The sequence below is a fragment of the Sphingomonas morindae genome (assembly GCF_023822065.1).
GTDB lineage: Bacteria > Pseudomonadota > Alphaproteobacteria > Sphingomonadales > Sphingomonadaceae > Solisphingomonas > Solisphingomonas morindae.
In genome coordinates, this window is the sequence record NZ_CP084931.1 from 216,155 (window position 1) to 237,465 (window position 21,311).

At 71.0% G+C, this 21,311-nt stretch carries 16 protein-coding genes and 1 riboswitch; of the genes, 8 read left to right on the top strand and 8 right to left on the bottom strand.

Annotation, left to right across the window (positions count from 1 at the left end; genetic code table 11):
- Nucleotides 1-81 precede the first annotated feature (81 nt).
- The 5 genes from LHA26_RS17725 (at nt 82) to LHA26_RS17745 (ending at nt 7,962) form a co-directional block, all read left to right on the top strand.
- Nucleotides 82-1,356 (top strand): cation:proton antiporter, encoded by a 1,275-nt coding sequence (locus tag LHA26_RS17725; RefSeq protein ID WP_252168826.1) that lies wholly within the window; start codon nt 82-84, stop codon nt 1,354-1,356.
- 70 nt (nt 1,357-1,426) lie between these two features.
- Entirely contained in the window at nt 1,427-2,002 is a 576-nt protein-coding gene (locus LHA26_RS17730) for a histidine phosphatase family protein (protein ID WP_252168827.1), read from the top strand.
- A 110-nt stretch (nt 2,003-2,112) separates the two neighbouring features.
- Nucleotides 2,113-2,874 (top strand): ImuA family protein, encoded by a 762-nt coding sequence (locus LHA26_RS17735; protein ID WP_252168828.1) that lies wholly within the window; start codon nt 2,113-2,115, stop codon nt 2,872-2,874.
- Nucleotides 2,789-4,687, top strand: a complete 1,899-nt coding sequence (locus LHA26_RS17740) for a Y-family DNA polymerase (RefSeq protein WP_252168829.1) — start codon at nt 2,789-2,791, stop codon at nt 4,685-4,687. Before LHA26_RS17735 ends, LHA26_RS17740 begins: the two co-directional genes overlap by 86 nt.
- Nucleotides 4,684-7,962: an error-prone DNA polymerase gene (locus tag LHA26_RS17745; protein WP_252168830.1), complete on the top strand. Its 3,279-nt coding sequence runs from the start codon at nt 4,684-4,686 to the stop codon at nt 7,960-7,962. The genes LHA26_RS17740 and LHA26_RS17745 overlap by 4 nt, the downstream gene beginning before the upstream one ends.
- Nucleotides 7,963-7,968: 6 nt before the next feature.
- On the opposite strand, the gene LHA26_RS17750 is transcribed toward LHA26_RS17745, so the two are convergent.
- Nucleotides 7,969-9,021 carry a HoxN/HupN/NixA family nickel/cobalt transporter gene (locus LHA26_RS17750; protein WP_252168831.1) on the bottom strand — a complete coding sequence of 351 codons (1,053 nt, stop codon included), beginning with the start codon at nt 9,019-9,021 and terminating at the stop codon, nt 7,969-7,971.
- Between the two features lie 166 nt (nt 9,022-9,187).
- A riboswitch (cobalamin riboswitch) is annotated at nt 9,188-9,419 on the bottom strand.
- A gap of 36 nt (nt 9,420-9,455) precedes the next feature.
- Nucleotides 9,456-9,998, bottom strand: coding sequence for a 3'-5' exonuclease (locus LHA26_RS17755; protein WP_252168832.1), 543 nt, complete (start codon nt 9,996-9,998; stop codon nt 9,456-9,458).
- A gap of 97 nt (nt 9,999-10,095) precedes the next feature.
- Here LHA26_RS17755 and LHA26_RS17760 point away from each other — a divergent pair, with 97 nt between their 5' ends.
- A complete protein-coding gene (locus tag LHA26_RS17760) occupies nt 10,096-10,530 on the top strand; it encodes an Xre family toxin-antitoxin system antitoxin (protein ID WP_252168833.1) in 435 nt (144 codons plus the stop codon).
- Nucleotides 10,527-11,006: an RES family NAD+ phosphorylase gene (locus LHA26_RS17765; protein ID WP_252168834.1), complete on the top strand. Its 480-nt coding sequence runs from the start codon at nt 10,527-10,529 to the stop codon at nt 11,004-11,006. Before LHA26_RS17760 ends, LHA26_RS17765 begins: the two co-directional genes overlap by 4 nt.
- 39 nt (nt 11,007-11,045) lie before the next feature.
- Here the strand turns inward: LHA26_RS17765 and xylA are convergent, their stop codons facing one another.
- The 5 genes from xylA to LHA26_RS17790 all read right to left on the bottom strand — a co-directional run bounded on the left by xylA (nt 11,046) and on the right by LHA26_RS17790 (nt 18,526).
- Nucleotides 11,046-12,377 (bottom strand): xylose isomerase, encoded by a 1,332-nt coding sequence (gene xylA, locus LHA26_RS17770; RefSeq protein WP_252168835.1) that lies wholly within the window; start codon nt 12,375-12,377, stop codon nt 11,046-11,048.
- 10 nt (nt 12,378-12,387) lie between these two features.
- Nucleotides 12,388-13,836, bottom strand: a complete 1,449-nt coding sequence (xylB, locus tag LHA26_RS17775) for a xylulokinase (protein WP_252168836.1) — start codon at nt 13,834-13,836, stop codon at nt 12,388-12,390.
- Between the two features lie 5 nt (nt 13,837-13,841).
- Complete coding sequence (locus LHA26_RS17780) at nt 13,842-14,948, bottom strand: glycoside hydrolase family 43 protein (RefSeq protein ID WP_252168837.1); 1,107 nt, start codon at nt 14,946-14,948, stop codon at nt 13,842-13,844.
- Nucleotides 14,949-14,970: 22 nt separating this feature from the next.
- Complete coding sequence (locus tag LHA26_RS17785) at nt 14,971-15,918, bottom strand: polysaccharide deacetylase family protein (RefSeq protein WP_252168838.1); 948 nt, start codon at nt 15,916-15,918, stop codon at nt 14,971-14,973.
- 73 nt (nt 15,919-15,991) lie between these two features.
- Complete coding sequence (locus LHA26_RS17790) at nt 15,992-18,526, bottom strand: glycoside hydrolase family 9 protein (protein ID WP_252168839.1); 2,535 nt, start codon at nt 18,524-18,526, stop codon at nt 15,992-15,994.
- 331 nt (nt 18,527-18,857) lie between these two features.
- On the opposite strand from LHA26_RS17790, the gene LHA26_RS17795 reads away from it, so the two are divergent.
- Nucleotides 18,858-19,862, top strand: coding sequence for an SDR family oxidoreductase (locus tag LHA26_RS17795; RefSeq protein ID WP_252168840.1), 1,005 nt, complete (start codon nt 18,858-18,860; stop codon nt 19,860-19,862).
- Between the two features lie 24 nt (nt 19,863-19,886).
- Here the strand turns inward: LHA26_RS17795 and LHA26_RS17800 are convergent, their stop codons facing one another.
- Nucleotides 19,887-21,293 carry a carbohydrate porin gene (locus LHA26_RS17800; protein ID WP_252168841.1) on the bottom strand — a complete coding sequence of 469 codons (1,407 nt, stop codon included), beginning with the start codon at nt 21,291-21,293 and terminating at the stop codon, nt 19,887-19,889.
- Between the last annotated feature and the right edge of the window lie 18 nt (nt 21,294-21,311).

A 21,311-nucleotide genomic window follows, 5' to 3' on the forward strand; every position in this document is an offset into this window, starting at 1 on the left:
CGCCGGCGCCCATCCCTTGTGGGGTGCCCGCTAAAATCGATCGGCGCTGAGCCTTAGCGGCGGTCGCGCGTTGGCCGGGCGATGATCGATCTTCCCCATGCCGCCCTGCTCGCCGGTCTGGGCGGCATGCTTGTGCTGGCCACCTGGCTGCCGCTGCTGCTGCGCCACCTGCCGATTTCGCTGCCGATCCTGTTCCTGGCGGCGGGCTATGGCCTGTCCTTCACCGGCTGGGTGCATATGGACGCCCGCCAGTTCGGGCAGAGCGCGCTCGCCGAGCAGCTCAACGAGGCGGTGATCCTGATCGCGCTGATGGGCGCGGGGCTGCGGCTGGACCGGCGCTTCGGCGTGCGGCGCTGGGATCCGGTGTGGCGGCTGCTGCTGATCGCCATGCCGCTGACGATCGGCGCGCTCTTCCTGGCCGGCCAGGCGCTGCTCGGCCTCGCCGCGCCGGCCGCGCTGCTGCTGGCGGCGATGCTGGCGCCCACCGATCCCGTGCTCGCCGCCGATGTCCAGACCGGGCCGCCCGGCACCGGCGATGGCGGTCATAGCCGCTTCGGCCTCACCGCCGAGGCGGGGCTGAACGACGGGCTCGCCATGCCCTTCGTCGCGCTCGCGCTGGCGCTGCAGCAGGGGCGGCTCGATCTCGGCCATTGGCTGGGGGTGGATATCGCGCTCGAGCTGGTGGTCGGCGCGGCGATCGGGCTGGTGCTGGGGCGCGGCTTCGGGCTGATGATGTTCAAGCTGCCCCGGCTGAAACTCTCCGACACGGGCGAGGGGCTGGCGGCGATCGGCATCGCCTTTCTGATCGATGGCATCAGCCAGATCCTGCACGGCAACGGCTTCATCGCCGTGTTCGTGGCGGCGGTGGCGATCCGATCGACCAAGCCCGAGGATGCGTTCCACGGCGCCATGGCGGATTTTTCCGAGCAGGTGGAGCGCGTGCTGGTGATGCTGGTGCTGCTCCTGTTCGGCTGGGGGCTGGGCAAGGTGGGGCTGCACCGGCTGGACTGGGGCATGTTTGGCTTCGTCGCCCTGCTCATGCTGGTGGTGCGCCCGGCCGCCGCGATGATCGGCTTTCTCGGCGCGCCCTTGCCCTGGGCCTCGCGCCTGCTGATGGCGGCCTTCGGCATTCGCGGGATCGGCACCTTCTTTTATCTGCAATATGGCCTCAACCGTGCCGAATTTCCGCAAAGCCAGACGATCTGGACGGCGGCGTCGCTGGCGGTGCTCTGCTCGATCCTGCTGCATGGCATCAGTGCCACGCCGGTCATGCGTCGCGCCGATGCCTATCGCGCCCGGCTGGAAGAGGAGGCGGCGGCCGAGAAGGCCGATGCGGACGCCGGCGCGCGAGGCTAAAGCTTGGAACAGCTTGCCTTATCGACCGTAGGCGCGAAGCCTTGCCGCCTTTCCCTCATGCGGAGCCGCTATGTCCGATCTTCCTGTCCTGCATCTCGTCCGCCATGGCGAAACCGCCTGGAGCCTGTCCGGCCAACATACCGGGCGCACCGACATCCCGCTGACCGAGGCGGGCGAGGCGGCGGCGCGCGCGCTGGCGCCGCGGCTTGCGGATCTGCGCGTGGCGGCGGTGTGGACCAGCCCGTCCAGCCGGGCGCGCCACACCTGCGCGCTGGCCGGCTTCGGCGATCGCGCCGAGGTGCGCGAGGATCTCGCCGAATGGGATTATGGCGCCTATGAGGGCCGCACCACGCGCGAGATCATCGCCGAGCGCGGCGATTGGCGCCTGTTCCGCGATGGCTGCCCCGGCGGCGAGACGGCGGCGGATGTCGGCGCGCGCGCGGCGCGCATGGTCGCGGCGGCGCGCGCGCTCGATGCGGATGTGCTGATCTTCTCGAGCAGCCATTTCCTGCGCGTCTTCGCCGCCACCTGGCTCGGCCAGGCGCCGGAATTCGGCGGCGCGCTGATCCTCGGCACCGCCGCCGTCAGCCGGCTGGGCTATGAGCATGATCGTAGCGAGCCGGTGATCCGCCTCTGGAACGGCTGAGCCGGCCCGGCGCCGGCGCCGCCGCCCCTCCGTCGCCATCGCCCGCCGATGGTTGACTCCATGCGCGTTCGAGAAGAACATAAGGAGAACAACGGAGTCGTGTCCTCGTCATGTCGCTTAGTCCCGCCTCTGCCCGGCTGGAAGCCCTCAAGGCCGAAATCCGTGCGCTCGCGCCGGTCGGCCGGGGCGAGGGGGCGAGCCTTGGCTTCGATCTCCCGGAGATCGATTCGCGGCTCGCTGGCGGCGGGCTGGCGCGTGCCGCGCTGCACGAGGTGGCGGGCGAGACGGTGGCGATCGGCGATGATGCCGCCGCCACCCTGTTCGTCGCTGGTCTCGCGGCCCGCGCCGCCGCCGCGCCGGTGCTGTGGATCATGGCGCGGCCCGATCTCTTCGCGCCGGGCCTCGCCGGCGCCGGCCTGCCCGCCGGCCGGCTGATCCAGATCGAAGCCGGTCGCGATGCGGATGCGCTGGCGGTGATGGAGGATGCGCTGCGCCATGGCGGCGCGGCGGCGGTGGTGGGCGAGGTGACGCGGATCGGCATGACCGCGACGCGCCGCCTCCAGCTCGCCGCCGAGGAGGGCGGCGCGCTGGCGCTGCTGCTGCGCCGCTGGCGTCGCGCCGCCGAGGATCCGCTGGCCGAGCCTTCGGCCGCCGTCACGCGCTGGCGGATCGGCTGCGCGCCTTCGGTGCCGCTGCCGGTGCCGGGGGTGGGGCGCGCCTGCTGGCGCGTGGCGCTGGCGCGGCAGCGCGGCGGTGCGCCCCATAGCTGGATAGTGGAGGGATGCGATGCGCAGGGTCGCCTCGCTCGTCCTGCCGAGCCTCGCGATCGATCGGCTGCGCCGCTCGATGACGCGGCCCGGCGGGCGGCCTGATCAGGCCGAACAGGCGCGCGGCGCCGGTCCCGCGCTCGCCGCCCTGGCCGAAACGGGCGAGGCGGAGAGCGACGCGGCCTGTTCCTGCCCGCGCGGCGGCGGCTGGCGGCCCGGCGCGCGCTGGGCGCAGGCGGAGGCGGCGGCCGCCGGCGGCGCGATGCGCGAGGCGGGCGAGACCGCCGGCAGCGTGCGGCGCGCGCTGCGCGATGCCGAGATTGCCGGCCTGCCCGCGCATCAGCGGCCGAGCCCGCGCGAACTGGGGCGCCGTTCGGAAGCGGCGGACAATCCCTTCAAGGGCCGGTTCGCGCCCCGTCCCGACGCGGCTTCGGCGCTGTCCGCTCCGGCCCCTGCCCCGGCGCCGGCGGCGCCGCTGGTGACGGCGCGGGCGGAGCGCCAGCGCATGGTGATCGCCGCCGCTTGTGCCGCCGCGCGCGCGCTGGGCCTGATGCCGGGCATGGCGATCACCCATGGCCGGGCGCTGGTGCCGGATCTGGTGGTGGAGCCCGAGGATCCCGCCGGCGATGCCCGGCTGCTCGCCCGGCTCGCCACGCTCGCCGCGCGCCGCTGGACGCCCATCGTCCAGATCGATCCGCCGGACGGGCTGCTGCTGGATCTCACCGGCGTGGCGCATCTTCATGGCGGCGAGGAGCGGATGGCGCGGCGCATCCTCGGCCTGTGCGCGCGGCGCGGGCTGGAGGCGCGCATCGCCATTGCCGGCACGGTCGGCGCCGCCCATGCGCTGGCCCGCTTCCGCGCGGCGCCGCTCTGGCTGTGCCCGCCCCAGGGCGAGGCGGCGGCGCTGGCGCCGCTGCCGATCGAGGCGCTGCGCATCGCCCCGGCGGAGCGCGATGCCGCGCGGCGGCTGGGGCTGGAGCGGATCGGCGATCTGGTGGCGATGCCGCGCGCGCCGCTGGGCCGGCGCTTCGCGGCGCCGCTGGCCCGGCTGGACCAGGCGCTGGGCCGGAGCGCCGAACCGATCGCGGCGCTGCGCCCGATCGAGCCGGTGATCGCCGAGCGGCGCTTCGCCGAGCCGATCGCCGCCGCCGAGACGATCGCGCGCGTGCTGGCCGAGCTGGTCGCCACCTTGGCCGAACGGCTGTGCGCGCGCGGGCTGGGCGCGCGGCTGGTGCGGCTGGTGTGCCAGCGCGTGGATCGGGCCGAGCAGACGGTGCATATCGGCTGCGCCCGCGCCACGCGCGAGGCGGCGCATCTGCTGCGGTTGCTGGCGATGCGGATCGAGACGATCGAGCCCGGCTACGGCATCGAGACGATGCGGCTGGTGGTGCTGCGCGCCGATCCGCTCGCGCCGGTGACGGCGGCCGATCTGGCGCGTGCCGCGCTCGCCGGCGGCACCGGCCTGGCGCCCGATCTCGCGCCGCTGGTGGATCGCATCGCGGTGCGGCTCGGCCCGGCGCGGCTCTACACGCCCAGCGCGCTGGAAAGCGACGTGCCCGAGCGCAGCGTCGGCCGGGTCGCGCCGCTCGCCGAGGCGGTGCCCTGGCCCACCCGCTGGCCGCGCCCGGCGCGCATCCTGCGCCGGCCCGAGCGGCTCGATCATGTCCTGGCGGGCCTGCCCGACGAGCCGCCGCGCCGCTTCGTGTGGCGCGGCGTCACCCATCGCGTGATCTGCGCCGACGGGCCCGAGCGGATCACCGGCGAATGGTGGCGCCGCACCGCCGAAGCCTATGCCGTGCGGGACTATTTCCGCGTGGAGAATGAACGCGGCGAACGCTTCTGGCTGTTCCGTCGGGGCGATGGCGCGCATCCCGGCACGGGCGATCTGTCGTGGCACATCCATGGCATTTTCGCATGACGGGCACCGCCTATGTCGAGCTGGAGGTGACGACGCACTTCTCCTTCCTGCGCGGCGTCTCGTCGTGCGAGGAGCTGTTCGCCGCCGCCGCCACGCTCGGCCTGCCGGCGCTGGGGGTGGCGGACCGCAATTCGGTGGCCGGGCTGGTGCGCGCCTGGGAGGCGGCGCGCGCCACCGGGGTGCGGCTGATCCCCGGCTGCCGGCTGGATCTCGCCTGCGGCGCCAGCCTGCTCGTCTATCCCACCGATCGCGCCGCCTGGTCGCGGCTGACGCGGCTGCTCAGCCTCGGCAAGGCGCACGCCGGCAAGGGCGGCTGCACGCTGGACTGGGACGATCTGGCGGCCTGGTGCGAGGGGCTGATCGGCATTTTGCTGCCCGACGCCGCCGATGCCGCGACCGAGGCGGCGCTGGCGCGCATGGCGGCCCTGTTCGGCCCGCGCGCCTATATGAGCCTGGCGCTGCGCCGCCGCCCCGACGATGCCCTGCGCCTGCACGGGCTGGACCGTATGGCGCGCGCCAAGCGGGTGCGCCCGGTCGTCACCGGCGATGTGCTCTACCACAGCCCCGAGCGGCGGCTGCTGCAGGATGTGGTGACGGCGATCCGCCATGGCTGCACCATCGATGCGCTCGGCTTCCGCCGCGAGCGCCATGCCGATCGCGAACTCAAGTCCGGCGCCGAGATGGCGCGGCGCTTCGCCCGCTATCCCGACGCGCTCGCCGCCACCGCCGAGATCGCCGCCCAATGCCGGTTCGATTTCGATCAGCTGCGCTATCAATATCCGGAAGAGGCGAGCCCGGGCGAAACCCCGCAGGCGCTGCTGGCGCGGCTCGCCGCCCAGGGCGCGGCGGAGATGTTTCCGCAGGGCGTGCCGGACGCCTATGGCCGCCAGATCGCGCACGAGCTGCGGCTGATCGAGACGCTCGGCTACGCGCCCTATTTCCTCACCGTCTACCGCATCGTCGCCGAGGCGCGACGGCGCGGCATTCTGTGCCAGGGGCGCGGTTCGGCCGCGAACAGCTGCGTCTGCTTCGTGCTCGGCATCACCTCGATCGATCCCGTCAAGCACGAGCTGCTGTTCGAGCGCTTCATCTCGGGCGAGCGCCGCGAGCCGCCCGACATCGACGTGGATTTCGAGCATGAGCGGCGCGAGGAGATCATCCAGTGGATCTATGAAACCTATGGCCGCACCCGCGCGGCGCTGACCGCCGTGGTCAGCCGCTATCGCGCGCGCGGCGCCGTGCGCGAGGTGGGCAAGGCGCTGGGCCTGCCCGAGGATATGACGGGCGCGCTGGCCGGGCTGGTGTGGGGCTGGTCGGTGGAAGGGGTGGGCGAGCGCCACGCCGCGGCGCTCAACCTCGATACCGGCGATCCGCGGCTGGCGCTGACGCTCGATCTCGCCCGCCAGCTGATCGGCACGCCGCGCCATCTCTCCCAGCATCCCGGCGGCTTCGTGCTCACCCAGGATCGGCTCGACGATCTGGTGCCGATCGAGCCGGCGGCGATGGCCGACCGCCAGGTGATCGAGTGGGACAAGGACGATATCGACGCGCTGCGCTTCATGAAGGTGGATGTGCTCGGGCTGGGCATGCTCGGCTGCATGCGCCGCGCCTTCGCGCTGCTCGCCGAGCATCGCGGCCTCGTCATGGATATGGCCGCGCCGGTGCTGCAGGAGGATGATCCGCAGGTCTATGCGATGATCCAGCGCGCCGACACTTTGGGCGTGTTCCAGATCGAGAGCCGCGCGCAGATGTCGATGCTGCCCCGCATGAAGCCCACGCGCTTCTACGATCTGGTGATCGAGGTGGCGATCGTGCGGCCGGGGCCGATCCAGGGCGATATGGTCCATCCCTATCTGCGCCGGCGCGAGGGCAAGGAACAGGCCGAATATCCGCTTGAGGAACTACGCCCCGTGCTGGAAAAGACGCTGGGCGTGCCGCTGTTCCAGGAACAGGCGATGAAGGTGGCGATCGTCGGCGCCGGCTTCACCCCGGCCGAGGCGGATGCGCTGCGGCGGGCCATGGCCACCTTCAAATTCACCGGCGGGGTCAGCCATTTCTACGACAAGCTTGTGGAGGGCATGGTGGCGCGCGGCTATCCGCGCGAGTTCGCCGAACGCACCTTCAAGCAGATCGAGGGGTTCGGCTCCTACGGCTTCCCCGAAAGCCATGCCGCCAGCTTCGCCAAGATCGCCTATGCCTCGTCCTGGATGAAATGCCATCATCCCGATATCTTCTGCGCGGCCCTGCTCAACGCGCAGCCGATGGGCTTCTATGCGCCCGCCCAGATCGTGCGCGACGCGCGCGCCCATGGCGTGGAGGTGCGGCCGCCCTGCATCAACCGCAGCCGCTGGGATTGCACGCTGGAGCCCGGATCCGGCCCCTATCTGGCGGTGCGGCTGGGGCTGCGCCTGGCGCGCGGCCTCGCCAACATGCATGGCGCGCGGATCGTCGCGGCGCGGGGCGAGGCGCCCTATGAGAGTGTCGAGCAGCTATGGCGCCGCGCGGGCGTGCCGCGCGCCGCGATCGAGCGGATCGCCGAGGCCGATGGCTTTCACGCGCTCGGCCAGGATCGGCGCCAGGCGCTGTGGCGGGTGAAGGGGCTGGCCGAGGCGCCGCTGCCGCTGTTCGCGGCGGCCGCCGCCCGCGCCGGGGAGGCGGGCGCCGGCGACGAGGCGGAGGAGCCGCTGGTGACGCTGGCGCCGCTCGCCGAGGGCCGCGAGGTGATCGAGGATTATCGCAGCATCCAGCTGTCGCTGCGCGCGCATCCGCTGCATTTCCTGCGCGCCGCGCTGCGCCGCCAGGGCATCCGCACCGCGGCCGAGCTGGACCGCGTTCCGGATGGCCGCGCGGTGGAGGTGGCGGGGATCATCCTGGTGCGCCAGAAGCCGGGATCCGCCAAGGGTGTGTTGTTCATCACCATCGAGGACGAGACCGGCGTCGCCAACGGCATCCTCTGGCCCGACCGGTTCGAGGCGCAGCGCCGCACCGTCCTGTCCTCGGCGATGGTCGGGCTGCGCGGGCGGTTGCAGCGCGAAGGCATCGTCACCCACATCATCATCGATCGCGTGATCGACTATACGCCGATGCTGCGCGCGATCGCCGATCAGGGCCTGCCCTTCCGCCCCGGCCCCGGCGATGGCGCCACCCATGGCGGCGGCCGCGATCCGCGCGATACGCCGCGCCTGCCGACCGCGCACAACGGCTATTATCCGCCGTTCGGCGGCGGCGCCGATCCCGAGACGCTGATCCGCCAGCGCAGCCGCGATTTTCACTGAGCCCGCTCATTCCGCCGGCGCGGCGACGGGATCGGCGCGTCTCGGCTCGAGCGCGTCATAGCCTTTCCAGCGATAGATGGCGAAGCTCAGCGCCCAGCAGGCGGCGAACAGGCCGATAATGGCGAAGCCGAGCAGGTTGAAGCGGCCGCCCAGCGCGGTCGCCACCTCCCAGGTGCCGCCCCGCAGCCCGAACCGGCCCGCGATCAGCGCCAGCGTCTCGATCCCGCCGATCACGATCGCCACCAGCGCCGACACGGCGGTGATGGTGATGTTGTAATAGAGTTTGCGGATCGGGCGCACGAACGCCCATTCATAGGCGCCGAGCATCAGCAGCCCGTCGGTGCTGTCGATCAGCGCCATGCCGGCGGCGAACAGCGCGGGGAAGACCAGCACCGGCGCCAGCGCCACGCCCTGCGCCGCCTGGCTCGCCGATAGGCCGAGGATCGCCACCTCGGTCGCCGTGTCGAAGCCGAGCCCGAACAGAAAGCCGAGCGGCGCCATGTGCCAGCTCGCCGAGACCAGCCGGAAGAGCGGTCGGAACAGCCGCGCCAGCGGTCCGCGTCCGGCGAGCAGCAGATCGAGATCCTCCTCGGCATAGGTGCCGCCATGGCGCACCACCCGGAAGCTGCGCCACACGCCGCGCAGGATGACGAGGTTGATCGCCGCGATCGCGAACAGGAACCCCGCCGAGACGAGGGTGGCGAGCAGCGCGCCCGCCGCGCGCATCGCCGCGAAGCCGGCCAGCGCGGAGGCGGTGAAGGCGACCGCGCCCGAGGCGATCAGGATCACCGCGCTGTGCCCGATCGCGAACCAGAGCCCCACGGTGATCGGCCGTCGCCCGCGCTGCATGAGGGTGCGCGTCACATTGTCGATCGCGGCGATGTGATCGGCATCCACCGCATGGCGCAACCCCAGCCCCCAGGCGAGCAGCGCGGTGCCCAGCATCAGGGGCTGGCGGTCGAACAGCGCCAGCGCCCAGATCCAGGCGCCGCCATTGGCGGCGAGCAGCGCGATATAGAGCACGCCGATCCGGCGCTTGAGCAAAGATCCCGATGTCACCTGTCCATCCGTTCCGGCGTCGCGACCGGGCGGGGACAGACCGCGCGCGCGGCCGGGCGCGCGCCGGCGGCCGGACGCCTCGCGCCCGCCGGATCGCCCGTGCGGCCCCGCCGCCAGCGTCGCTCGAACGGACCAGCCGTGCCCGGGCCATCCCCTGGACCAAGGCGAGAGCGACCGAACGCCGGCAGGTCTCCTGGCTCGCAGGTCATCACGCGAGGCGCGCCTTCCCAGGGACGGGCGAACCCGCCTCCCAGTGGCCGGGCCGTCCCGAAGGACGGCGCCCTGCGCCTCGCGCTCACCGCTTACAGTTGCAGGGACAGCCACGGCCTTGGGCGGCGAACCGCCCGCACCGCATTCCCTCTTAGGCCCCGTGGGGCACCGGCGCGATCGGACGCCAGGCTAGCGGCGCGCGGCGGGCGAGGCAAGCGCCCGGCTCAGCCCGGCGGATCCGCCTCGGCGGCGGCGCGCATCGCCAGCCACAGCGTGCGCTCGGCCTCCGCATCGGCGCGGGCGCGGTGCGCGGGCGGGCCGGCGGCACGCTTCACCCTGTCGGCCAGCGCCTCGGCGGCGGCGATCCGCGCGTCGGGCGCGATCCGCGTGCCGAAGCCGGCGAGGATGGCGTCGCGGCGGATATCGTCGCTGTCGCGCAGCCGCAGCGCGTGGCGCGGCAGGCCGGCGGCGCGGAGCAGCACGCTCAGCCATTTCCCGTCCCAGGAGGGCGCGCTGGCGCACAGCATATGGCCCTCCAAGGCCGCCACCATGCGCGCCGCCACCGCCTCGTGCGCCGTGCCGTCGCGCTCCAGCGTGGCGCGGGGGATGCCATGGATCGCCTCCGCGCGCGCATCCCAGTCGGTCCAGTCGGGCGCGGGGCGGATGAGATGATCCTCGCCGCGTCCATCCTCGAACACCCAGCCGACCTCGATCGGATAGCTGTTCCGGCCGAGCGACGAGGCCTCGAAATCGAGAAAGACGAGCATCGCAGCGCCAACGCGCGAGCCGGGGCTTGGCTGCCGTCCCGCTTGCTCCCGCCTCGGTAGAGGCCTATATCGGCCTCAGCTGATGTGGAGATGGACAATGGCCACGCAACCGGCCTCGGTGGAGGCGCTGCTCGGCATGGCGGCGGGACGGCCCGCCTCGCGGCTCGCGCTCGCCGCCTCGATCGAGCATGGCCTGCCCGTCGCGGCGCTCGATCGGCTCGCCGATGCGGTGGCGCCCGATGACGCGCGCTTCAAGTTCCGGCTGGTGCCCAAGGCGACGCTGGAACGCCGCCGCCGCTCCGCGTCGCAGCGTCTCACCAGCGAGGAGGGCGATCGCCTGGCCCGGCTCGCCAAGGTGTTCAGCATGGCGATGGACATTTATGGGGAGTCGGCGCGCGCGCGCGAGTTTCTGGCGCGGCCGCATCCGATGCTCGACGGCAAGCCGCCGCTCGACGTGGCGCTCGCCACCAGCCCGGGCGCCGATCTGGTGGTCAACCTGCTCGGCCGCGCCGCCTATGGCGGAGGCGTGTGAGCGCGATCCGCACCGACCGGCTGCTCACCGCCTATCGCATCGGCGATCCCGACGGCGCCTATCCCATCTATGATTGCGAGGGCGCGCGGCTCTATCCCGGCCGCTGGAACACCGCCGCCAGCCCGCTGCTCTACACCTCGGAACATTATTCCACGGCGATGCTGGAAAAGCTGGTGCACGCCAACAGCGTGCTGCCGCCCAACCAGCATTTCATCCGCATCACCATCGCGCCCGGGGTTCGCTACGAGATGTTCCAGCCCGCCGCCTATCCCGGCTGGGACGGCAAGGACGAGAGCATCTGCAAGCTGTTCGGCGCGGCCTGGCACGCCGAACGCCGCTCGGCCTTGCTGCTGGTGCCCTCGCTACCCGCGCGGCCGGAGCGCAACATCCTGATCAATCTCGATCATCCCGATGCGGCGGGGATCAGCTACAGCTTGCCCGAGCCGGTCTGGTGGGACGAACGCCTCTATGGCTGAGCGCCGGCGGCCAGGAGCGGCCGCCGGCGCCCCGGCGGCTCAGCGCGCGCTGTAGACGAAGCGGTTGATGAGGTTCTCCAGCCGCTCCTGATGGCCCGAGACATGGGCGGGCGCGATGTCGTGCGCCACCGCGAGATCGGCGATCGCCGCCAGCGAGGCGCCCTCGCCGGTGATGGCGCGGCCGATCTCGCCATCCCAGCCGGCATAGCGCTCGGCCCGGGCGGCGTCGATCCGGCCGTCCTCGATGATCGCCGCCGCGGCGAGCAGCGCCCGCGCGATCACGTCCACCGCGCCGACATGGCCGTGCACCATGTCGACCGCGTCGATGCTCTGGCGCCGCACCTTGGCGTCGAAGTTGAAGCCGCCCGTGGTGAAGCCGCCGGCGCGCAGGATCTCGACCATGGCGAGCGTCATCTCTTCCACCGAATTGGGGAATTGATCCGTATCCCAGCCATTCTGATCGTCGCCGCGATTGGCGTCGATCGATCCGAACAGGCCGAGCGCGCGCGCCGTCGCGATCTCATGCTCGAACGTGTGGCGCGCCAGCGTGGCGTGGTTCGCCTCGATGTTCACCTTCACCTCATTCTCGAGGCCGTAGCGCTTGAGGAAGCCGTAGACGGTGGCGGTATCGAAATCATATTGATGCTTGGTCGGCTCGTGCGGCTTCGGCTCGATCAGGATGGTGCCGTTGAAGCCGATCTTGTGCTTATGCTCCACCACCATGGTGAGGAAGCGGCCGAGTTGGTCCAGCTCGCGGCCGATATCGGTGTTGAGCAGCGTCTCATAGCCTTCGCGGCCGCCCCAGAGCACGTAATTCTCGCCGCCGAGCCGGTGCGTCGCCTCGAGCGCCGAGCGCACCTGGAGCGCGCCGAACGCCACCACCTCGGGATTGGGATTGGTCGCGCCGCCCGCCGCATAGCGCGGATGGCTGAACAGGTTGGCGGTGCCCCAGAGCAGCTTGCGCTTGGACTGGCCCTGCAGCGCCTCGAGATGGTCGACCGCCTCGGCGAACAGGCGCTGATAGTCCGTCACCGTCTCGGCGGCGGCCATCACGTCGACATCGTGGAAGCAATAATAGGGCAGGTCGAGCTTGGAGAAGAAGTCGAACGCGACCTCGCGCTTGGCATGGGCGGCGGCGGAATCATTGGCGCCCGCGTGCCAGGGGCGGTTGAAGGTGCCGGCGCCGAACACGTCGAAGCCGTTCCAGCAGAAGCTGTGCCAGAAGCAGACGGCGAAGCGGAGATGATCCTCCATGCGCTTGCCGAGCACGACCCGGTCCTTGTCGTAGAAGCGGTAGGCGAGTTCATCCTCGCTGTCCGGGCCCTTGAAGGTGACCGGCGCGATGTTGGCAAAATAATCGGTGGCGCTCATCGTGTCTCTCTCACTTGGTCTTGGGGGTGATATGCGGATAGGCGGCGCGGAAGGCGGCCAGCTTGGGGGCGAGACGCGCGATATCGGCGGGATCGGGTTCGACCACCCGCTCCACCGGCGGGGGCAGGCAGATGGCGCGCGGATCGCCGCCCTCCACCATCAGCTGCGCCAGCCGCGCGCCGCCCAGCGCCGGGCCGACCTCGCCGCCGCGCAGATAGACCAGCGGCACCGCCAGCGCCGCGCTGAGGATGCGGCCCCAATAGGCCGAGCGCGCGCCCCCGCCGATCACCGACAGGCGCTCCACGCGCGTGCCGGCGCCGCGCAGCGCGTCCAGTCCGTCGGCGAAGGCGAAGGCGACGCCTTCCAGCACCGCCTGCGCCAGCCGCGCGGGGTCGCTGTCATGATCGAGCCTGAGGAAGGCGCCGCGCACCAGCGCATCATTGTGCGGCGTCCGCTCGCCCGACAGATAGGGGAGGAAAAGCTCGCCGCCGCCGGCGGGGCCGACCGTCTCGGCGCGGGCGAACACCGCCGCCGGGCCATCGGCGCCGGTCAGCCGGGCCACCCAGTCGATGCAGCTGGCGGCGCTGAGATGCACCGCCATCTGGTGCCACAGCCCCGGCAAACAGTGGCAGAAGGCATGCACCGCCCCTTGCGGATTGGCGCGATAGCGATCGGTCGCGACGAAGATCACGCCCGACGTGCCGAGCGAGAGCAGCGCGTCGCCATCGGCCACCACGCCGACGCCGACCGCGCCGGCGGCATTGTCGCCACCGCCGCCGGCCACCGGCACCGTCGCCATGCCCCAGCGCGCCGCGACATCGGCCCGCAGCCGCCCGGCCTCGTCGGGCCCTTCCACCAGCCGCGGCATATGGCTGCGATCGAGCCCGGTGGCGGCGAGCAGCGCGTCGCTCCAGTCGCGCTGCGCCACGTCGAGCCAGATCGTCCCGGCGGCGTCCGACAGGTCGGAGGCCTTGTCGCCGGTCATGCGCAACCGCACGAAATCCTTGGGCAGCAGCACGGTGCGCGTGGCGGCGAAGATATCGGGCTCGTGCCGCCGCACCCAGAGCAGCTTGGGCGCGGTGAAGCCCGGCATGGCGAGATTGCCGGCGATGGCGTGGAGATCGGGCACCGCCGCCTCCATCGCCGCGCATTCCTCATGGCTGCGCCCGTCATTCCACAGAATGGCGGGGCGCAGCGGCCGGTCCTCGGCATCGAGCAAGGTGGCGCCGTGCATCTGCCCGGCAAGGCCGATGCCGCGCACCTCGGCGCGCAGCGCGGCCGGGATGGCGCCCACCGCCGCCTCGGTCGCCTGCCACCAGGCTTCCGGATCCTGTTCCGACCAGAGCGGATGGGGGCGCGACACGGTGAGCGGCGCGCTGCCCTGGCCGAGCACCGCGCCGGCGGCGTCGATCACCACCGCCTTGACGCCCGACGTGCCGATATCGATTCCGAGATACATAAGCGTCAATCCTTGAAGGGATCGATGGTCTGGATGCCGCCATCGGCGGTGAAGTGCAGCTCGGTCATCTTCACGTTGCGAAGGTGGTTCTTGTTGGACAACTGGCTGTCCGCATAGAAGAGCCACCATTTGCCCTGCCACTCGACGATCGAGTGATGTGTCGTCCAGCCCTGCACCGGCAGCAGGAAATGGCCGCGATAGGTGAAGGGGCCATAGGGGCTCGTCCCGGTCGCATAGGCGAGGAAATGCGTGTCGCCCGTGGAGTAGGTGAAATAATAGGTGTCACCCTTGCGGAACATCCACGATGCCTCGAAGAAGCGGCGCGCATGATCGCCGCCGAGGATCGGCTTGCCGCTCGCATCGATGATGCGCGCGTCGCGCGGCGGCTCGGCGAACTGCTTCATGTCGGCGCTCATCTTCGCCACCTTGGGCATGAGCGCGGGCTGATCGTCCTGCTTGAGATCGGTGATCGAGCCCTTGACATATTTGCCGGTGTGCCAATTCTCCAGCTGGCCGCCCCAGATGCCGCCGAAATACATGTAGCTGGTGCCGTCGCGATCGGTGAAGACCGCCGGATCCATGCTGAAGCTGCCCTTGATCGGCTGCGGCTCGGCCTTGAACGGCCCCATCGGGTTGCGGCCCGTCGCCACGCCGATCCGGAAGATGCCCTGCTTGTCCCAGGCGGGGAAGTAGAGATAATAGGTGCCGTTCTTGTAGGCGGCGTCGGGCGCCCACATTTTCTCCGAAGCCCAGGGCACCTGCTTCACGTCGAGCGCGACGGGACCGACGGTGACGGGGCCGCCCGGCCGATCCATGCGCAGCACGCGATAATCGTGCATGGCATATTCGCTGCCCAGATCATCGTCGGGGATGTTGGTCGGCACATCGTGCGACGGATAGATATAGAGCTTGCCGCCAAAGACATGCGCCGAGGGATCGGCGGTGTAGATGGAGCGGACGAGCGGCTGCGAAAGATAGTGGCGGCCATTGGGCGCGCGCGGCCCGGCGGCGCTGGCGCCGGCCTTGGCGGGCGCGGCGGCCTGCAGCAGCGCGGTGCCGCCGAGCGCCGTGGCGGCGGCCAGCGCCGCGCCGATGATGATCCTCTTCCTCATGAGTCCCCTCCGTTTATCGTCGTCATTGGCAAAGGCTGGCAAGCCCGGCGCCGGCATATTCCGCATCCTCGGGCGCGATTTCGGGGCTGGGCAGATGATGCTGGAGCGCGTCCGCGTCGAACGGCCGGCGCGGATCGCGATCGCTGGCATAAGCGGGATCGCGCTCGGCCGCCGCGAGCGTGGTGAAGCGCACGCCGGCGCGGCGATATTGATCCAGCAGCCGGGGCAGCATCCGCGCATCGAACGCGCCGGCATGCATCAGCAGCACATAGGGAATATCGCGGCCGTAGCGGGCCTGGGCGGCGGCGCGGGATTGGGCGAGCGCGCTGCGCGCGGCGGCGAGGAAGCTGCGCTCCAGTCCGGCGATCGCCGCCTGGTCGCCGCGCGCCAGGCAGCGCGCATAGGGTTCGTTCCAGCCATAATCGCCGAAGCTCATCGTCACCGCCGCGATGCGATAGCCGTGCCGCGCGAGAATGGCGCGGGCCGCATCGCGGCGCGCGGGATCCGCGCCCTCGTCGAGAAAGGGGAAGCGGAACCATCGCGCGCGCTGATCCGCGAGCAGCGGCGCGTTGCGGGTAAGCTCGCGCTCGAAGGTGGCGGGATCGATCTTACTCAGGCCGAGATGCGACCAGCCATGATTGCCGAGCGGATCGCCCGCCGCGCGCCAGGCCGCCAGCGCCGCCGCCGAGCCCGGCTCGCGCTCGGTCTGCACGCCGTTGACGAAGCCGTAGAGCGGCGGCGATCCGGCCGCGCGGGCGGCGCGGGCGATCGCCTCGGCGATGCCGGCGCGCGTCTCGCCCGCGGGCAGCGGGCCATGGGCGGGCAGATCGTCGAAGGTCAGGGCGATCGCGGGGCCGGCGGCGCGCGCGCCGCCCGCCAGCACCAGGGCGGCCGCCGCCAGCGCCGCGAGGCCGTGGCGCCGTGCGGATGCCCTTTTGCTCCGCGGAAAGCGCCCGCCGGCCTCGTTCATGCCCTCTCACCGCCGCTTGTGTGCTGGTAGCGCTACCATCCTCGCTCGCGGCGATCCTGTCAAGCGCCCCGGCTCAGCGCGTCGTGCCGTCGCCCAGATCGATGGCGTCGTGGACCAGTTCGAGCCAATGCGCGCCTTCGCTGATGACATATTCATTCTCGCCCCAGAAGAAGGGCCAATCCTCCTTGTTCTCCGGGAAATCGGGCTTCACCAGCAGCTCGCCCGGCACCACGCCGCCGGCCAGGAAGGTGAAGTCGGCGCGGTTATTGCCATAGGCGACCTCCTTGGAGCGCGTGCCCACCGCCGAGACGAAGCTGATGTCCGAGCCCGGATGGTGGCCGGTGAGATAGGCGATCGCCCGCGCGACGCCGCCGCTGTCGACCAGCTCGGGATAGGCCTTGTGGAGCGCGTAGCTGTCCAGCCCATAACCGAGCACCGCGCCATTGCCCGCCCAGCCGCCGGTGGTGATCGGCACGCCGAACGGATTGGTGGCGATCATCCGGTCGGTCGCGGCCTTCCAGGCGCGCACGCTCGGCGCCACGGTGGCGCGGAAGGCGGGCGGCATCAGCGGCAGCGCCGCCGCCACCGCCTGCACATTGCGGAAGAAGACGGGCGCGATCTGCGGCCAGAGCGCCGTCACCTGATCGGCATAGCGGCGATCGCCGGTGGTGCGCAGCAGCTCCACCGCCGCCCCGAACTGCTCGTCGATCAGCGGGCCGCCGGTGGTGTTGCCATGGTGGAAGAGATCGGGCGCATGGCTCTGCTCCTCCGCCCAGGTGCTGATGGCGAGTGCCCGCGCCCGCGCCGCCAGCTGATCGTCAAAGCCCGCCAGCGCGCGGCTCGCCGCCGCCAGCGTGGCGATCGAACCATAGTTGAGCGCGCTCGATTTGGTGGTGAAGGCCCAGCGATCGTCCGGCCAGCCGCTATGCCCGTCGCGCTCCTCGCCGGGAGCCAGTGCGGGATCGTAGATGAGGCCGTCGGTCTTGCTGCCGGCGTCGCCGAGATGCGTATATTCGCCGACATCGGGTTCCATGATGCCGTTGATGGCATGACCGACGGCATCGAACTGGGCGACGAGCTGGAGCGTGCCGTGGCGGATCTGCTCGAGCAGATCGGGCTGGCCGTCGGGCACATGGATCTCGACCCGGCGGAGCCGCTCGTCGACGCTGGTGGTGTCGCGCATCGGCCGGGCGCGCTCCCAGGTGCGCACCATCGAGAGCAGCACGGCATGGTGCGTTTCGGTGCGGATGTCGAAATCGCCGGCATCGAACCAGCCACCCACGTTCAGACCGGGAATATGCTCGCCGGGCTTGTACTTGTCGTCGGTGCTCGGGCCCTGCGCGTAGAGATCGATATGCTCGTGGTTCACCGGCGCCTGGCGGGCATCGTCGCGATGGGAATCGCCGTGCCATACGCGATAGGCTTCGTTGACGCGCATATGATCCATGGCGATCGGAAAATAGACGTCGAGCGTCGGCGTCCACGCATCCGCATAGAGATCGGCGGCGATCCGGAAGGGCGCGGTGCGCACGCCGTCATAGTCGAGCACATAGCTGCCGGGGGTGCGCACGGCGCTGAAATCCGCGCGGCGGTAGCGATAGCGCAGATAGCGGCCGGCATCCTGGGTGGGGCCGATCGGCACCGGCGTGAAGCGGCCATCGGCCTCCACCCGGAACAGCTTGACCGCGCCGGCGCCCGGATCGTGGCGGTCCAGCTCGACCGTCGCGATCTTCTGGCCGCCCGGCAGATAGCCGAGCTGCGAATGGGCGATGCTGGGGCGGCGGCGCCAGCCGGGTGCGGTCTGGGCCGCCAGCGTCCAGCGCAGCACCGTGCCGCTGCGCCCCGCCGGCAGCGGCGCGCGCAGCACGAACCAGCCATTCTGGGCCTGGTTGCGGCCGTCATACAGGGCGATCTCGCCGGCCTCGGCGGTGACGGTGACGCGGTGGGTCGGATCCTCCGGCGCCATCACGAAGCGATGGCCGTGCGCGATCGGCAGCGGCTCGGCGCCCGGCCCCTCGCTGCGCCCGCTGGCGGCGTTGCGCGTCGCGGTCGCGGTCATCGCGCTGGCGGGATAGAGCGGGAAGATGCCGGTCCGGTCATCGGCGGCATAGCTGTGGTGGAAATAGGCGGCGGGCAGGAATTCCAGATTGAATCCCGCCTTGCCGACGAGCGCCGCGGGCAGCGCTTCGGGCAGCACCACTTCCACGCGCAGCGTATCGCCCTGCGGCACCGTGCGGGTCATGTAGCGGAAGCCGCTGTCCGGATAGGCGAGCGTGGTGGTGACGGCGCCGCTCGCCTTGTCGATGGTGCGCGACACGAACTGCCCGGCCGGATCCCATTGGCCCGGCGTCGCCGCCAGCCGCACGTCGCCATTGGTGACGGTGCGCACATCCTGCTGGATGAGTTCGATCCCGCTCATCTTGGCGTCGGCGAACAGGCCCTCATTGGCATTGTTGAACGACAGCCAGTCGACGCCCGGCGCTTCATAATAGCCCTGGTCGTTGAGGGTGAGCGATGCCGGGGCGGGGGGCGCGGCGGAGGCGAGGCTGGCGGCGGCGGCAAGCGCGAGGGCCAGCGCCGCCCGCGCGGTCGAGCTGAAAAGGGGCATGGCGATCCTGTTCTCGAAAATAGCGGATAGCGGGGATCAGGCGGCGGCGCGGCCTGCGGGCGCGCGGCGGACAGGCACCGGGCATGGCGGCATCGAAACATCTCCCCGACGATCGCGATCTTGTCGTCGCGTCGCCGCAACTATGCGTCGCCGCCGCGGGGGGCGCAATGATTTATCTTTTATCTCAATCGATTGCTTCTCGTCATTACGATCTCCGCCGGCTTTTCCGCGGGGTTCAGGGCACCAGATGGGCGGCCGCGGAGTTTCACCCGCCTGGCGATCGCACGGCCCCTCCGCGCGCCGCCGCCCCAATGCTTGCCGGAGACGCCGCATGTCCGATGATCGTACCGATACGCTTTCGCGCCGCACCGTGATGGGCGCCGCCGCCGGCATCGGCCTCGCCGCCGGCGGCAAGGCGGCCGCTGCGCCCGCCGCCCAGCCGGCGGCGTCCGGCGCCGCGCTCAAGGATCCGACCACCGCCTACCCCAAGCCGCCCTTCGCCGAACAGTCGCAGCCCTTTCCGGGGCTCGCCGGCAAGATGGATCCGCGCCCCGATCATGGCGAATCCAGCTATCGCGGCAGCGGCCGCCTCACCGGGCGCCGGGCGCTCATCACCGGCGGCGACAGCGGCATGGGCCGCGCCGCCGCGATCGCCTTCGCGCGCGAGGGCGCCGATGTCGCGATCAGCTATCTGCCGGAAGAGGAAGCCGATGCGCGCGAGGTGATCGCACTGATCGAGCAGGCCGGCCGCAAGGCGGTGGCGCTGCCGGGCGATATCCGCAGCGAGGCGCATTGCAAGACGATGGTGGCCGAAACCGTGCGCCGGCTCGGCGGCCTCGACATCGTCGTCAACAATGCCGGCCGCCAGCAGCAGCGGCAGTCGCTGCTCGACATCACCACCGAGGATTTCGACGCGACCTTCAAGACGAACGTCTATGCGATGTTCTGGATCACCAAGGCGGCGCTGCCGCATCTCCAGCCCGGCTCGGCGATCATCCAGACCACGTCCGAACAGGCCTATGATCCGTCGAAGAATCTGGTCGATTACGCGATGACCAAGGCGGCGATGATGAATTTCACCAAGTCGCTGGCCAAGCAGCTCGGCCCCAAGGGCATCCGCGTCAACGGCGTCGCCCCCGGCCCGATCTGGACGCCGCTCCAGGTCGCCGGTGGCGCCACCATGGAGGATCTCAAGCAGTTCGGCGGCAAGACCTCGCTCGGCCGCCCGGGCCAGCCGGTCGAGCTGGGCTCCATCTATGTCCAGCTCGCCGCCGCCGATGCGAGCTACGCGACCGGCCAGGTCTATGGCGCGGCCGGCGGCACCGGCCAGCCCTGACCGCGCTGCGGGCGGCGGTCGCGCTCAGAGCGTGATCGCCGCCTTCATCCCGAGCACGCCGACATCGTGCATGTGATGATAGCCGCCGGGATTGACGATGTACTGGAAGTTGGGCCGCAGCTCGAGCCATTGGTACGGGTGGACGGCATAATAAAGCTCGCTCGCATATTCGGCGTCCTGCGGCTCCTGGCCGGGCGCGGCGAGCAGCTCGGCCCGCGCCACCTTGCCGTTCACGTTGGTCCGCGCCACGGCGAAGCCGATCACGTCGCCCGGCACGCGCGGCAGCAGTCCCTTGTGGAACAGGCCGATCGCGATCTGATTGTCGGTGACGGCGGTGCGCCGGTCGGCCTGGGTGATGTTGAGGAACACCGTCAGCCCCTTGGTGGACTTGCCGTCCTTGGCCTCGCCGGTGAGCTGGCGCTGGAGATTGACCCAGAGCCCGTAGCGCGCGTTGCGCTGCAGCGGCTCGAGCCCGGTGACGAGCCGCGGATTATGGTTGATGTCCAGCCAGACATCGTCCGCCTTCACATTGCTGTACCAGGCGCCGATCTTGTACGAGCCGACCAGTCCGCGCCCGCGCGTGGCGCTGACCATGCCGATCTCGACCGGCACCAGCACCCCGGTCGCGCCGCCGAAATGGCCGATGGTGAAGGTCTTGTTGAGATTGCGCGGGTTGATCTCATAGACGCCGATCTGGCCATAGACATCGCCATGCTCGACGCGCAGCCGCGCGCCCCATTGGCCGATCGGCCAATTCTGCCATAGGTCGCCGATCAGATTGCCGGGCTGCGCGCCGCAGAAGCTCAGATTCATGAAATGGCACGAGAAGGCGGCGAAATCCTCGCCGGGCGAGGTGCGGCCGAGCTTGATGTCGAACAGACCGTCGGCCAGCGATTGCTCGTACCAGAATTGGGTGAGGCGCAGCGTCTGGCCACGGCCATAGACTTCCTGCACCTGCTGCAGCACCGGCAGCCCGGCGCTATTGTCCAGATTATAGCCGCGCCGATAGGTGAGCACCGTCTGGAAGGCGCCGCCATTGAGGCCGATCGCCTTCTCGAGATCGACCTTGGCGCTGACGTCGAACTGGCCGGTCTCGCGCCACACCTTGCGATCGCCGCCGGCGACATTGTAGCCGCTTTCCGAGCCGTAGCGCGCGGTCACATCGACGCCGCGATCGCCCAGCCAGGTGCGGATGCCGCGCCAGTCGCCGAACAGGCCGGGCGGCGGACGGTTCTGCGTGTCGGCGGTCTGTGAGGAGGGGGATTGATCCACCCGGCCGTGGCGGCGGGGCTTGCTGAGCCCCTGCGGGGGCGCCTTGGCGGCATCGTCGGCGCTGCCGAAGGTGGAGCCGCCGGCATCGGTATCGGCCTTGACCTGCGGCTCGGGCGGCTGCGCCGCCGCCGCGCCGGCCATCGCCGCCCATCCCAGCATGGCTGCCGCCCATCTGCC

Bases quoted from the DNA above. Each gene is read 5' to 3' on its own strand.
- LHA26_RS17725 (WP_252168826.1), top strand. From the start codon at position 82: ATGATCGATCTTCCCCATGCCGCCCTGCTCGCCGGTCTGGGCGGCATG.
- LHA26_RS17730 (WP_252168827.1), top strand. From the start codon at position 1,427: ATGTCCGATCTTCCTGTCCTGCATCTCGTCCGCCATGGCGAAACCGCC.
- LHA26_RS17735 (WP_252168828.1), top strand. From the start codon at position 2,113: ATGTCGCTTAGTCCCGCCTCTGCCCGGCTGGAAGCCCTCAAGGCCGAA.
- LHA26_RS17740 (WP_252168829.1), top strand. From the start codon at position 2,789: ATGCGCAGGGTCGCCTCGCTCGTCCTGCCGAGCCTCGCGATCGATCGG.
- LHA26_RS17745 (WP_252168830.1), top strand. From the start codon at position 4,684: ATGACGGGCACCGCCTATGTCGAGCTGGAGGTGACGACGCACTTCTCC.
- LHA26_RS17755 (WP_252168832.1), bottom strand. From the start codon at position 9,998: ATGCTCGTCTTTCTCGATTTCGAGGCCTCGTCGCTCGGCCGGAACAGC.
- LHA26_RS17760 (WP_252168833.1), top strand. From the start codon at position 10,096: ATGGCCACGCAACCGGCCTCGGTGGAGGCGCTGCTCGGCATGGCGGCG.
- xylA (WP_252168835.1), bottom strand. From the start codon at position 12,377: ATGAGCGCCACCGATTATTTTGCCAACATCGCGCCGGTCACCTTCAAG.
- xylB (WP_252168836.1), bottom strand. From the start codon at position 13,836: ATGTATCTCGGAATCGATATCGGCACGTCGGGCGTCAAGGCGGTGGTG.
- LHA26_RS17780 (WP_252168837.1), bottom strand. From the start codon at position 14,948: ATGAGGAAGAGGATCATCATCGGCGCGGCGCTGGCCGCCGCCACGGCG.
- LHA26_RS17785 (WP_252168838.1), bottom strand. From the start codon at position 15,918: ATGAACGAGGCCGGCGGGCGCTTTCCGCGGAGCAAAAGGGCATCCGCA.
- LHA26_RS17790 (WP_252168839.1), bottom strand. From the start codon at position 18,526: ATGCCCCTTTTCAGCTCGACCGCGCGGGCGGCGCTGGCCCTCGCGCTT.
- LHA26_RS17795 (WP_252168840.1), top strand. From the start codon at position 18,858: ATGTCCGATGATCGTACCGATACGCTTTCGCGCCGCACCGTGATGGGC.
- LHA26_RS17800 (WP_252168841.1), bottom strand. From the start codon at position 21,293: ATGCTGGGATGGGCGGCGATGGCCGGCGCGGCGGCGGCGCAGCCGCCC.